The following is a 16071-nucleotide window of genomic DNA, read 5'->3' as shown; positions in this document are numbered from 1 at the left end:
AATTCCCAACACTTCTTTCCAAAAGAAAACCATGTGTCTTTCATTTTCATTTCTTGGAGCTATAGTTCCCGTATTTCTAGATTGTTTTCCATCTAGCTCAAGTAGTGCTTTTCGATCAATTTTCCCATTAGAGGTTAGTGGCATTTGATCTAGCTGTATAAAATAAGTTGGAATCATATACTCTGGTAAAGATTTTAATGCAGCTTCCTTTAACTCGAAAATATTAAATTCTCTCCTGCAAACTACATAAGCGTATATCGTTTTATCACCAATTTCATCTGTATTTACAGTGACCAAAGCTTCAAAAATCTCTGGGTGTTTTAATAGCTGATTTTCAATTTCTCCTAATTCGATACGATGCCCTCTAATTTTCACTTGATGGTCTTTCCGACCTACATATTCAATATTGCCGTCTGGCAACCATCTAACTAAGTCTCCAGTTCTGTATATTTTTTCATCTTCTTTAAAAGGATGAGTTATAAATTTTTCATCTGTTAATTGATTGTTGTTTAAATAACCCCTCGCTAATCCATCTCCACCTATATATAATTCTCCTACCACACCGATTGGAAGTATTTTCTTTTTTTCATCTAGTATAAGAGCTTGATAGTTTCTTATTGGTTTTCCAATTGGTATTATTGGATAGCTTTCATCTTCTTTACATTGGTAAATTAATGCATTAATTGTCGTTTCTGTAGGACCATACATATTAAAAATTTCCTCTGCATTAACATACTTTCTGATTTTTTTATAAAGTGATGATTGAAAGGCTTCTCCGCCTAAAACAAGTCGATGATTCTTTGTTTTTTGTTCTAAACTATTTACTATAGCTTCCATTTGAGCTGGTACCATATCTATAAAATCAATTTCATTTTCGTGAACATACTGATAAAGCATCTCATAGTTAGCATCCATTTCCTCTGTCATTAAGTGCAAAACAGCTCCACTACATAAGGCTGTAAAAATGTGCTGAACAGATACATCAAAGGCAGCTTTACTGTATAACATATGTTTTTTGAACTTGTTATAACCATAATCTTCCAAAAGAGCGAGTACTTGATTTGTTAAACTTTTATGTTCAATCATTACCCCTTTAGGTTGACCTGTACTTCCAGAAGTGTATATGATATATGCTAAATGATGTGGACTGACTTCACTCAAATTATTCTTTTCCTCATTTAGTTCTTCCAAATCCGTTACATCTAGTATCATGCCCGAGAATTGAATATCTACCTCTTTCATATATTCAAAATCCGTAATTAAATAATCACTGTGACTATCTTTTAACACATACTCAATTCTCTCTTTGGGATTGCTACGGTCAATAGGTAAATATGCTCCTCCAGCTTTTTGTATAGCCATTATCATTGCTACCATTTCTATTGAGCGTTCTAGCAATAAACAAACGATTGTTTCTTCTTTTACTCCCTGATTCTTTAGAACCTTTGCTAATCTATTCACTTTGTTATTTAATTCTTCATATGTTATTTTTGCTTCCCCATGTATAACAGCTATATCTGTTGAATGAGAACTTGCTTGCTCCTCAAATAAATCAATCACCGTTTTTTCTTTTGGATAGTCTATTGTAGTATTGTTGAACTCTGTTATTATTTGCTGTTTTTCATCTTCAGATAATAGTTCGATGTCCTCTAGTTTTATTCCAGGTTGGTTTATAATTTGCTGTACTGAATACTTTAAATGTAAAATCAACCGTTGTATTGTTTCTATTTTAAATAATTTCGTACAATACTCTATGCTTAACAATAATTCCCCACCCTGTTCAACTACATTTAAAGTTAAATCAAAATTTGAAACCTTGTTCTCAAACGAATAGGGGTAAAGGCTTATATCTTTCAAATTTATTTCGTTCTGTTCTACATTTAACATATTAAACAAAACACTGAACAATGGATTTCGGCTCGTATCTCGTTGTAAGTTTAAGTTTTCAAGCAAATCTTCTAATGGATAACTCTCATTTTCAATTGCTTGCAATATATTCTCTTTCACTTCTAATAAAAAGTCATGAAATGTTTTATTACTTTCAGGAAAATTTCGAATAGCCAATGTGTTTACAAACATACCCACGATCGGTTCTACATCTGTGTGATTTCTTCCTGCAACCGGTGTTCCCACAATAATATCTTCCTGTTTTGAATATTTAGATAATAAAAAAGTGTAAGCAGCCATCAGAACCATATAAAGTGTTGTATTTGTTTCTTTAGCAAGTTCTTTTAATTTCTTTGTCAAATCATTATTCCAGCGAAAATTAATTTGATGTCCTTCAAAACTCTGCATACTAGGTCTTACAAAATCTGTAGGTAAATCCAATACAGGTATTTCATCAGCAAACTGATTTAACCAATACTGCTTTTTTTGTTCCATGATCTCTGTAGAATTTTGTTCATGTTGCCATACTGCCACATCTTTATATTGTATCCTAAGCTCAGGAAGGGATTTCCCTTCATAAAACTGGACAAAATCATGTACCAGAATGTTCATGGATGTACCGTCAGAAATAATATGATGCATATCCAATAAGAAGAGATGTTCTTCTTTATCCATTTGGATTAATTTCATCCTGAATAATGGTGCCGAGCTTAGATCAAAGGGTTGAACAAAATCCGAAATCATTTTATCTATTTTTTCATATTTTTCAGCTTTCTGAAGAAAAACTTCAAAATCGACTTTTGTTTGAATACGCTGAACGACTTCTTCTTCTGACAGTTCAAACGAGGTTCTTAAACTCTCATGACGATCAATTAATTTTTTAATCGCTTCGTCAAATTTTACTAGATTTAATTCACCTTTCAACATCATCGCCAATGGCATATTGTAACTTGCATTAACTCCTTCTAATTGCTGTAACACATACAATCTTTTTTGTGGTGAAGATGCAGGATAGACATCTCTTTGCTCAACTTTTGCAATAGAATGAAATTCATTTTCATCCAATTGTTCTATATGTTCTACTAGTTGCTCAATATTTGGATAAGCAAATATATCTTTTAAAGCAATTGACACTTGAATTTCTTGTTGCAACTTAGCTACTAAATACATCGCTTTTATCGAATGTCCGCCAAGATCAAAGAAATTATCATGTATGCCTATTTTTCCTACACCAAGAACTTCTTTCCATAAGGAAACCATGTGCTTCTCTTTTTCATTTCTTGGCGCTGCATAAACTGTCCCATTGTTCAAATTTCCTTCTGGGGCTGGCAGGTTCTTTCGATCTATTTTTCCATTAGGAGTTAATGGCAATGCTTCAAGCTGAATAAAAATGGACGGAATCATATAATTAGGGAGTTCTTTAGATAAAAATTCTCTAACGTACCCAACTCTTAGTTCCTGATCTGATACTATGTATGCGCATAAATAGTTATGGCCGTTCTCATCCTTCCTTACAGTGACTACTACTTCTTTAACTGAATTCAACTTTAACATTCGTACTTCAATTTCACCTGGCTCAATACGGTAACCTCTTACTTTGACTTGCAGGTCAATTCGGCCTAAATATTCAATGTTTCCATCTGGCAACCATCTAGCTAAATCTCCAGTTTTATACATTCGCTCTCCTGGAACAAATGGGTTATCCACAAATTTTTCTTTTGTTAATTCTGGTTGGTTTAAATATCCTCTGGCCAAACCAGCTCCAGCTACACATAACTCACCTGGGACACCTACAGGTTGAAGTTGCCCTAGTACGTCTAAAATATAAATCTGTGTATTTGCTAAAGGTTTACCAATGGAGATATTCTTAGTTGCTTCATTCATTTCATAATATGTGCATATTACTGTGCTTTCAGTTGGCCCATAAGTATTGAAAACACGATAGCCATTTTTTTTATAACTTTTAACTTTATCCGATCCTGTAAATAGTACTCGTAATTGGTCAGGAGGATCCAACTCTATTAATTGTTCATACATTTGTGGTGGTAACCAGGTCATTGTAATGTTATGTTTCTGATAATATTGTTTAAGTTCCATCATATTCATACGAACTTCTTCTGGAATAATATATACGGTAGCACCTGAGATCAAATATGGAAACAACTCCCATACAGAAGCATCAAATGCATATGAAGCATATTTTGCACTTCGATCTGCCGATGTCACTTGAAATTCTACCTTGTGCCATTTACTTAAATTAACAAGAGATTGATGTTCTACACAGACCCCTTTTGGCTTCCCAGTTGATCCAGAAGTATAAATCACATAGGCTAGATGATCCGTATTTGTCATACATGGAGGATTGGATGAATCTTTAGCATATAAAGCTTTATCGTCAAGATTAAGTATTGTACCTTCAAAATTGACTTTATCCTTATATTCTTCAGTCATGAGTAGAAGTTCCGTCCCACTGTCATCTAACATGTAATGAATGCGCTCTTCTGGATAGGTTGGATCAATTGGTACATACGCACCTCCTGCTTTAAGGACCGCTAGAATACTTATGATCATTTCTAAGGAACGATTCACCATAATTCCGACTAATCTCTCAGTGGAAACACCGTTCTCCTTCAAGATCCAGGCTAACTGATTAGCTCGCTCATTTAACTCATGATATGTAAACTGTTTATCTTCAAACACCACTGCGATATGATCTGGTGTCTTTTCCACCTGTTGTACAAACAATTGATGGATTGTATTATCTTCTGGATAAAGCACTTTTGTATCATTGAATTCCAATAACAGTTGATGATTTTCTTCCTCAGATAAAACACTTAACTCTCCAAGAGTAACTTCTCTTAGTTCAACCATTTGTTCTACCAATAAACCTAGATGGTTGATCATTCTCTCTATCGTTTCTTTTTTAAATAATTTTGTACAATATTCCATGCTTAAAAAAAGCTTATCAGAATCTTCTTGCACAGTAAGCGTTAAATCAAATTTTGAAACTTTACTTTCCATCGGATATGTAATAAAGTTTAAATTTTTCAGCTCTAGTTCCTTTTTTTCCATATGTAACATATTAAACATAACACTGAATAAAGGATTTCGGCTTGTATCTCTTTGAATATCTAACTTCTCAATCAATTCTTCTAACGGATAACTCTCATTTTCAATTGCTTTCAGTGTGTTTTCCTTTACTTCTTCTAAGAATGTTCTTAGTGGCTTGTGAGCTTCAGGTTTGTTTCGCATTGCTACTGTATTCACAAACATCCCTATAATAGGCTCTAAATCTGAGTGTCTTCTTCCCGCTACTGGAGAACCAACAATAATGTCTTCTTGTCCTGTATATTTGAACAACAAAGTAGTATAAGCTGCTAACAAAATCATATACAAGGTCGTGTTCGTTTCTTTGGCGAGTTTATTTAACTTATCAACAACTGTCTGATCCCAATGGAATTCAATCGTTTTTCCTTCAAAGCTTTGTATTACAGGTCGAGTATAATCAGTTGGTAATTCTAATATTGGAATGTCATCTGCAAAATGATCCAACCAATACTGTTTCTGATTTTCCATCTCTGTAGAAGCAGATTGTCCATTTTGCCATTTGGCAAAATCTTTATATTGAATTCTTAGCTCAGGAAGCTCTTTTCCCTCATAAAGTTGTGCAAAATCTTGAATTAAAATATTCATTGAAATGTCATCTGAAATAATATGATGCATATCAAAAAATAAAATATGTTCTTGTTTATCCACATACATGAGGTTGACTCGAAACAGTGGAGCTTGATACAGATTAAACGGTTGAATAAACTGTGATACAAAAGAATCCAATTCATGTTTCTCTATATGTTGCTCATTGCATTCAACGTTTATCTCCTTATGAATCCGTTGTACTGGCTCACCATTAACCAATTCAAATGATGTTCGTAAACTTTCATGACGCCGGATAAGGCTTTCTATCGCTCCTTCAAATCGTACTCTGTTGAATTCTCCTTTAAGAATCAATATCGATGGCATGTTATAACTGACACTGGCATTTTCTATTTGATGTAATACATATAATCTTTTTTGTGATGACGATAAAGTATAAACTTCATTCTCTTCTATTTTTGGTATAGAAATAAACTTTCTTTTATCAAATTGCTCAGCTTCTTTAACTAACTTCTCAATAGTTTGATGTATAAAAATATTTTTTAAGGTGACAGAGATCCCCATTTCCTTTTGTAGTTTCCAAATCATTTGTACTGCTTTTAAAGAATGACCTCCAAGATCAAAAAAATTGTCTTGAACACCGATACCTTTTTTGCCAAGCATCTCTTCCCATATAGATACAAAACGACTCTCCATTTCATTTCTTGGGGCAACATACTGTGCTTCTGAAATGAGTGATTCATCTGGTTCAGGTAATGCTTTTCTATCAATTTTTCCGTTAGGAGTTAACGGCATCTTGGATAACCTTAAAAAAAAGGATGGAATCATATACTCTGGTAAATATTGAGATATATATTCTCTTAATTCCGTTGTGTTAAATTCTCTGTCACAGACTATATAGGCACACAATGTTTTGTCCCCTATTGCATCTTCTTTTACAGTAACTACCGCTTCCTTAATTTCTGGATGTTTCAATAGCTGACTTTCAATCTCCCCTAATTCAATGCGAAATCCTTTGATGTTCACTTGATAATCCATACGACCTAAAAATTCAATATTTCCATCTGGTAACCATTTAGCTAGGTCTCCCGTTTTATATAAACGTTCCCCTAAGATATATGGATGTTTTAAAAATTTTTCCTCAGTTAATTCTGGTTGGTTTAAATATCCCCTTGCTAATCCTGCCCCCCCAATGCACAACTCCCCTGCAACACCTATAGGCTGAAGTTGGTTTTGCAAATTAACAATATACAAATTCACATTAGGAATTGGTCGTCCAATAGGCAGATTTCCCAACCAACTTGTTTCTTCTTTATTTCCTTCATAATAACTAGCATCTATACATGCCTCTGTAACTCCATAGCTATTCATTATCCGAATAGTTGATCCAAATTTCAACTGTAACTCTTTATATTTGCTTATTGAACTACTATCTGATCCTAATATTATCAATTTTAAATGGCTAGCAAATAATTCCTGATCGTAAATATAATCCAACAATGGAAAAATTAAGGCCGGTGTCGATTCAAACATAGAAATTTCGTATTTCTTTATATATTGATATAACATTTGTAAATCGAACTTAACTTCATTTGGACATATAACAAGCTCCCCTCCATGAGGAAGTGTTTTAGCTAAATCCCCTGCAAATACATCAAAAGAAAAACTTGCTAGTTGAAGTAATTTGATAGGTATATTATCCAGATCATACATTTGTTTCCATGCATATACCATATTCAAATAATTAGAATGTTCGATCATAACACCCTTCGGATTTCCCGTTGTACCAGAAGTATAAATAATGTAAGCCAAATGATCAGAATTTGTGATCCTAGAATCTATATTAGATGAGTTACCTATGAATGTGTTTTTATCATCAAGATCAATCGTTTCTCCAGAGTATGGCAGTTCATCTAATAAATCTCGATTTATAATCAATAGTTCTGCCTGACTATCTTCCAACATGTATAAAATTCTCTCTTCTGGATACTCAGGATCAATAGGTATATAAGCTGCCCCTGCCTTCCAAACAGCAAGAACACTAATAATCAACTCTATAGAGCGATGTGCCATAATAGCTACAACACTTTCATTTTCAATCCCCTTGCTGATAAGCCGTCTTGCCAGTTGATTGGATTTTTCATTTAACTGTTTATAAGTCAACCTTTTTTCTTCAAATACCACCGCTATTTGATTTGGTATATTTTCTACTTGTTCTTCAAACAGTTTATGAATAGGTTTACCTTTTGGATATGCAACGGCTGTATCATTAAAGTCCACCAACAGCTTATCTTTCTCCTCTTCCAACAATATATCTAATTCAGATATTTTCTGATCAGGATGATTTAAAACATTTGCTAAAGAGTGAATTAAATGGTTCGCTATTTGCAAGATCATTCTCTCATGGTATAGTGAATTATTAAATTCCACATTTAATTTAATTTGATCATTTTGAATATCAAATTCAAAGATGAGATCACTTTGATACTGAATAATATTGTGTTTGTTCTGTAAGGGATTCATAACAAACATGGTTTGTAATATGGATTGATCTCCATTCATTTCTAGTCCAAGTTTTTCAGTGATTCTAGAAAAAACATAGTTTTGATTTTGAGCAGCATCACTTACTTTCTTCTTTACTTCATTAAGCCATTGCTTAAATGTAAATGTCGGTTTCATTTGACTTCTTATAAGAAGAACATCATTTAAATAATTATCTGTGCTAGATCTTCTTCCAAATATAGGAGTCGCAACAATAAGGTCCTGACTTCCTGTATATTTATATAATAAAAGTTTATATACACTGAGAAGTAATGTATACATACCTAACTGTGAGCCCTTAGTAATATGTTTTATTTTATTACAAACCTTTTCGGAAAGTTGAAAATGAAGAATTTCCTTAGAATATTCCCTTACTTTTGATATACTTTCCATTGGAAAACGACTTATCGGTAATTCACCAGACAATTGATTTAACCAATATTCTAACTCTTGATCAAATTGTCCTGATGAGAGCAAAATGTTTTTGGTAAATTCATCTATATTTTTCATATAAACCACTCCTCCTAAAGTAGGTTAAAAATCAAAGCTAAAATCCTCAACCTCTCCACTATTTATCACAATAATAGATTCGATACTTTTCAAATTAATTTCTCTAATTTTTGTATCAGGCTGTTCCATACATGCCTCTAAAATTTCAACATAATAATTAGCAAATTTAGCAATTGTTGTTTCTTTAAATATATCTGTACAATAATCTAACCTTAAGTTAATGGAATTTTCATTCTCCATTGCCTGAAGTGATAGATCAAATTTAGATGTTTTTGTTTCTAAAAAATGAGGCGTGAACTGAAACTCTTCATTTTCCAACAGTGGAAACGCAATGTTTTGAAAAATAAAAAATGTATCAAATAAAGGATTTCGACTTGTATCTCTTAAATTCAATTCTTTTACAAGTTCATCAAAAGGATAATTTTGATGTTGAAATGCTTCCAATAAATTATGTTTTGTCTCTAACAAAAATTGAGTAAATGTCATCGTGTTTTTTGGAAAAGAACGAATGGCCAACGTGTTTACAAACATACCAATTAAGTTCTGTACTTCAGGATGTGACCTTCCCTCAGTAAGTGTTCCCACAATAATATCTTGCTGACCTGTAATTTTAGAAATCAGAATTTGATAACAGCTGAATAAGATATGATAGAGTGTCGTATTACTATTTACAGCAAATTGATGAATTTTATTTTTTAATTCTGGAATTAATGCAATTTGAAAAAAATCACCCTTTGTTGTTTTATATGAAGGTCGATCAAAATCTGTTGGAAGATTTAATACGGGGATATCACCTGAAAACATATTTAACCAATACTTTTTCTCCAATGCATATTTTTCTGAAAATATCATAGCATTTTTCCAAAGTGAATAATCCTTATATTGAACAGGAGGAATTGGTAATATTTCTCCTTTATATATTTGCAATAATTCTTTGATAAATAGTCCATAAGATATTCCATCGGAAATAATATGATGCATGTCCAACAATAACCATTGCTTCCCTTTATCGTTTGATGCAATACCTAATCTAATAAGAGGCCCCTTATTTAAGGTAAAAGGACGAACAAATAACTTCGTTACTTCTTCAATATCTTCATCTTGTATTTTAAAATGAGCAAAATGTGATTCTAAATGATGATGTACTGTCTGAAACGCTTCGTTGTTTTTAAATTCAATAGTGGTTCTCAAAGATCCATGTCTTTTAATTACTTGTTTGATCGCAGCTTTAAGACGATCAAACTCTAGGATCCCATTTATTTCTAGGCAAATAGGCATATTATAGCTTAAATCTTGTGGATCTACTTTATAAAGTACATATAACCTGTTTTGAGAAGGTGTTAAAGCAACAGTATTCTCTGAAATTGGAACTAATCTTTCTACATACAATTCACCTTCTATTAAATTTTCAATATACGCTGCTAACTCTTGTATTGTTTCATATTTTAACAACTCAGATACACCAACTGTGACCTTACTTTGTTGGCTGATTAGATTCACTATGTTTAAAGCTAATATTGAGTCTCCTCCTAATTCATAAAAAGGTACATCCAACTTAAGTTCTTTAAAGCCTAGAACCTCACCCCAGGCCCCGGCAACAATTTCTTCAACCTTAGTATATTCATTTGTTTTTCTACCTATCAATTTAATTTGTTTTGCTTGCTTATCATCTTTTTTTGCATTGATAGACTTTTTAAAATGAAATTTAGAAACTTCCAACCAACATCTTCTCTGATCAAAACAATAAGTAGGCAAACTTACTTTGTTACCATTCTCATATAACAATTCCCAATTTATAATTTTACCTAGCATATAATCTTTACAAATATGTACTATCTGTTCCCTTTCCATTTGTATTAATGAAGAAGTTAACTGATTTTCCTGAATTTCAATCAAACTCGTGACATTATTATAATAAATATCTTGATTCTCTAAGTTTGCCCATTGCCCATTTAACAACTCGTATAATTTTTGCTTTAAATCTTCCAAACTATCAATTAACATTGCAATACGATAGGAATAATGACCTCGACCTGTATTAGCCGTGTAACATAAATCATAAATATTTATATAGTTAACATGTTCAGCTTCAACAAATTTCACGTATTGCTCAATTAGATTCAACAATGAAGATTTACTTTTTGCTGAGATCGTAAAAATATGAAATGATTCACTTTGCAATTCCTCAGTAGTCATAATGCGCTGAGGTGCTTCTTCTAAAATAACATGACAGTTTGTTCCACTCATACCAAAAGAACTGACACCTGCTCTTCTAGGATGATCTTGCTTTTCCCATTTATTTGTTTTTTTATTAACATAAACAGGTGACGATATAAAATCAATTTTTTCATTCGCTTCATGGAAATGTAACATAGGGGGAATGGTTGAATGTTGAAGTGATAATATTGTTTTTAATAATCCAGCAATTCCAGCTGCATTATCTAAATGTCCTATATTTGTTTTTACTGAACCTATCGCGCAAAACTGCTTTTTATTTGTAAACCTTTGAAAAGCTCGTGTAATTCCATCTATTTCGATTGGATCTCCTAATTTAGTACCTGTACCATGCGCTTCAATATACGTTATCGTTTCTGGATGGACATCTGCATCTTGTAGAGCTTTTACAATGACATCCTCCTGAGCTAGTACATTTGGGGCAGTAATGCCAATTGAACTTCCATCTTGGTTCATTGCGCTTCCTTTAATCAAGGCATAGATTTGATCACGATCTTGTACGGCTCGGCTTAATGGTTTTATTAATAGTGCAATCGAACCCTCACCAGCCCCGGTACCATCGGATTGCTGGTCAAACGTTCGTGCTCTTCCATCAAAAGACTCTATGCCAATTTTGAATTTTTTATCAAAGGGGAGGATATTTACATTTACGCTTCCTATCAAAGCTTGATCACAATCACCATTCCAAATAGCATGACAAGCAACATGTAACGCAACTAATGAAGAAGAACATGCCGTATCAATACACATAGCTGGTCCTTTAAAATCTAGTAAATATGATATTCTGCTAGCTATCACGGATGATAAATTTCCAGGGATGGCCATAGAAATAGAGTCTGGTTCAACAGCAGCAATTATTTTTTTATAATCAACAAATGCATCAGCATTATAACCTAAATATACCCCAGTCCTGCTTCCCTTCAATTTATCTCCTCCATAACCTGAATCTTCTAATGTTTTCCAAGCCGTTTGCAGAAATAGTCTTTGATTTGGATCCATTAAACTTGCTTCTTTTGGAGATATACCAAAAAATTCGAAATCAAATTTATCAATATGTTGAAGATATGCCCCTTCATAAAATTCAATTGTAGATTCCAATTGTTTGTTTTTTTGTAAAAAAGGGTAGATATCCTCCATTCTATTTTTAGGAAAAGATTGAATACTATCCTTTCCATTCAATAAATTTTCCCAAAATTCCAACTTATCCTTAGCCATTGGTAGATAAGAAGAAACACCAATAATAGCTATATCTTTCGAGGAAAATTTTTCAAATTCCACCTGCTCGTTATCACAATCTAACAAGTTTAAATCTAGCATATATGTCCCTCCTTATTTAATGAAGCATTAATTTCTGTTGAAATTTTACAGGTGAAGCACTGTTTCCCCTTTAACCTGATTCTTCGCAATAACGGTTTTTCTTTGTTTCCATAATATATACATCGTCCCTATCAAAACAATTGAACTTATTACATTTAAACTAATAGAGATCCAACTAAATTCATAATTCATTTCTCTAAAAATAAAATAGGAGGTGAACAAACTAAATTCGATTGCAATTGTTGCCCAAATCGATTCATACCAGATATAAACTAAGTTAAAAATAATAGCACCCAACATGCCATAAATAGTCAACATAATATCCCAGTAAAAAAATAAATAACCATAAATGAGACCATTTACAAAAATGGCTAGTGGAAGTGACAATACACTACGTAATTGATTAAAAACCATGCCTCTAAAAAATATTTCTTTATATACAGAATGAAGTGCAATAAATAAAATGATAAAAATCACATTACCAGTAATCAAAAAATCAAACAATTCATCAAATTGAGGATATGAATTCTTTATCAATGGAATTTGTAGAAATGACATTACCCATGTTCCCATGCTAATCCCTAACAATAAACAAAGGGCAATTGTTTTATTTTTAGTTTTTACAAATTGACTCACCTTAAATAAACTTTTTTTATGCATTAAATAAATCATTAAAAAATAAATAGGTAGAGCAATTAGGTCATGTATTGTTAAATAAATCGCTCCTTGATTAAAATTAAAAAAGGCATTTAGATTATGTAACTCAAACGTTTCAAAAAAGGAAGTTGCCACTGAAATTACAACAGCGAAATAAATTGCAATATATATTGTCAAGATTCCAATTAATTCAAACACCTTTTCTTGTTTTATTGTTTCATTTAGTAATAATTTCTTCTTCATTTTATCTTCATCCTTTCAAACCAATATCGCTGTTTTTGGTGTTTAATGTATCATTTGATAGAGAGTCACTTTTAAACAATAAAATGACTGAAAATATAATAAATAGAAAAGTAGATATGGTGATCAGAACTAAAACTAAATCTGGTAATCTCCCTGCCATATCAATTATATTTAATTCATTAAATGTAAACATAGAGACATTAAGCACGATTCCAATCCAAATGGATGACCAAAGAGATTGCGTTTTGAAATAAACTAATCCATACAAAATACCTAGCATAAATCCAGTAAACATAATGATAGGGCTAGGTTGAAGGTACCCATATATCAGAGCATTTAATAATAAAGCAGTAGGAAGTGACATGACTTTTTTCAATTCGTTAAAAATCAATCCTCTACCTAATATTTCTTCGATAAATACACCTGCAATTCCAACACCAAGAAAAACATAAAAAAAGTTATCTGCTGTAGAGAATATCTCTATATATTCCTCTAAATCTGGAAACTTTTCACCAATAAATGATATTTTCATAAAACTTATAAACCAGAAAGTTCCTGCCAAACCGATGAATGTGAATAAAGTCATCTGTTTTCTAGTCAACATTGAGAAGTTACAAACTGACCATAAGCTCTCGTATCTTTCTTTCAAAAAGATCTTTTTTACATAAAAGATTAATAAATATACAAGCATATTGATACATGATAAGAAAGCTAATTCAAGTGGAATATTCTGCTCAAATAAAGAGTAATACCATTCGAAATTGTAATATAAATAATTACCTAATTTATCAAAAACTAAGAAAGTCGCACCGATATAAATAGCCAGATTCATAATCATCAACACATATTTTTTCATTAAACTACTCCTTTTTTAATTTTGATAGGTCCAATAAATCCTCTTTCAACTAATAGTTTATTAATCTCGTGCTAAACCCTTCCCACCTGTGATTAATATCCGTACTGACCACAAGGTGGGGGATTTATACTAATCTCTTTTCTTTTAAATATGATTACTTCAATTGATTGATAGATTTCGTATTTAAATCAATTACCATATAATCAGCTGTTACTTCCTTAATTACTGCTAAACCAAATAGAGTGATTTTTTTTATGATTTTTTCTGCTTGCTCCTTAGAAATATGGTCAGAAAAATGGATTTTATATATTGTCATTCCACTTTTCTTATTTATAGAAAGTAATTCTGTAATCTTCTCCTGAATTTGCTCAAAATCCACTTCAATTTCTCTTTTTAAGCCATCATAATAGACTTCTAATAATAAATTTTTTCCTGTTTTAAAACGGATATATCCCTTTGAATCAACAAACCCATCATCTTTGTTTACCACGTTATAATTAACTAGATGCCTGCCGGAAAATTTCATTCCATTATCCATTTCGATAACTGGATTGATTTCTACAATACCTTCTTCCTCTAAGTACGGATGGATTAAATAATGATTTATGAAGTCTTTTATTACATTCACCTTCACTTCCATTTGCATGGCCATGTTTGGTGATTTTCCTTTGAATAAAATGAGTGCATTTTCCACTCTTTTTTCCCATGCTAATTCATTGTGCATAGCGCCTTCTTCTAGTAAATAAAACATGTCTTTTCCGTAAGTAAATCCCTGTTTTTCTAATAAATCTACGAAATGAGCAGCATAAGATTCTTCCACATTCCCCATATCAAACCAAATTTTAATTTCTGGTTTTGGCTTGTTTGTTATATCCTTATAAATTGCACGATCACCAACCCAGAAGGAAGGAGAAAGTGCCCCTACCATGGAAAAAGTTTCAGGATAATTATAGGCTGACCACAACGCGTGGATTGCTCCTAATGATGCACCTATAATAGCTCTATTTTCACTAGTTGGAATTGTCCGATATTTCTCATCGATATATGGAATAATTGTGTTAATTAAAAATTCACCATATGCTCTAGATTGCGAACCATCCGTATTTTGACTGTTGTCAACATAAGGAATATATTCCTTTGCACGATCTTTGGCGCTGTTACAAACCCCAACAACGATCATCTCTTCTACAAAACCCTTTTCAATTAACACCTTTAGTGTTTCATCTACTTTCCAACCGATTGATTCCACTGTATCTGCAAAAACACTCTGTCCATCATTCATATAAACTACAGGATATCTTTTGTTAGTGGAAACATAGGATTTTGGTAAATAGATTTGCAATTTTCGGCCCTCTACCTCTACTGTAGATACTCCTATATTTATATCTGTTTCAGGATCTCTACTATATTCAATTAAGTTTTCTATATGCTTTGAAAGTTGTTCAATCGTTTGATTTGAATAAATATCTCTTAAGGTCATTGGTACTTTTATTTCATTCTGAAGTTTAGCTACTAAAGAGACCGCTTTTAACGAATGTCCACCCAGTTCAAAGAAGTTATGTTGAATACCTATTCCAGTTATACCAAGGATTTTTTCCCATAGAGAAACTAATTTACTTTCTAATTCATTTCTTGGAGTTACGTACTGAATTCCAGAATGCATTCCAGTCGGTTCAGGTAAACGATGTTGATTGATTTTCCCATTTGAAGTTAGCGGTATTTCATCTATCTGAATAAAATAGGAAGGAATCATATAAGATGGTAATTTTTGAGATAAATGCTTTTTTAACTCAACCTTATTCATTTCATCATTTGTTACTACAAAAGCACATAACATTTTATCCCCTGATCGATCTTGTTTAGTAGTGACAACAACATCTTGTATTGCTTCATATTTAGCTAGTTCATTTTCAATTTCCCCTAATTCTATACGAAACCCTCTGATATTTAATTGATTATCTATCCGTCCCAAATACTCGATGTTGCCGTCTGATAACCTTTTAGCTAAATCCCCCGTTTTATACATCCTTTCGCCTTCTACAAACGGATTGTTTATAAACCTTTCACTTGTAAGATCAGCACGGTTTAAATATCCTCTGGCCACCCCATCACCTGATATATACATTTCACCAACCGTATTAAAAGGTACAGGGTTCAGCCGTTCATCAAGG

5 protein-coding genes are annotated in these 16071 nt (G+C 32.3%); all 5 read right to left on the bottom strand.

Going from position 1 to position 16071, the window contains the following annotated elements; translation table 11 throughout:
* On the bottom strand, positions 1-8592 hold an 8592-nt coding region (locus ERL59_RS20130; RefSeq protein ID WP_160648028.1), incomplete at its 3' end, for a non-ribosomal peptide synthetase.
* Positions 8593-8616: 24 nt separating this feature from the next.
* Positions 8617-12144 carry a condensation domain-containing protein gene (locus ERL59_RS20125; protein WP_160648027.1) on the bottom strand — a complete coding sequence of 1176 codons (3528 nt, stop codon included), beginning with the start codon at positions 12142-12144 and terminating at the stop codon, positions 8617-8619.
* A 45-nt stretch (positions 12145-12189) separates the two neighbouring features.
* Positions 12190-13044 carry a CPBP family intramembrane glutamic endopeptidase gene (locus ERL59_RS20120; RefSeq protein WP_160648026.1) on the bottom strand — a complete coding sequence of 285 codons (855 nt, stop codon included), beginning with the start codon at positions 13042-13044 and terminating at the stop codon, positions 12190-12192.
* A gap of 7 nt (positions 13045-13051) precedes the next feature.
* Positions 13052-13900 (bottom strand): CPBP family intramembrane glutamic endopeptidase, encoded by an 849-nt coding sequence (locus ERL59_RS20115; protein ID WP_160648025.1) that lies wholly within the window; start codon positions 13898-13900, stop codon positions 13052-13054.
* Between the two features lie 154 nt (positions 13901-14054).
* The coding region (locus ERL59_RS20110) for an alpha/beta hydrolase-fold protein (RefSeq protein WP_160648024.1) at positions 14055-16071 on the bottom strand (2017 nt) is incomplete at its 5' end.

The sequence above is a fragment of the Chengkuizengella marina genome (assembly GCF_009910845.1).
Taxonomy (GTDB): Bacteria; Bacillota; Bacilli; order Paenibacillales; family KCTC-33759; genus Chengkuizengella; species Chengkuizengella marina.
Note: the sequence above shows the minus strand (reverse complement) of the source record. Positions and strands in the feature narration are given on the sequence as shown.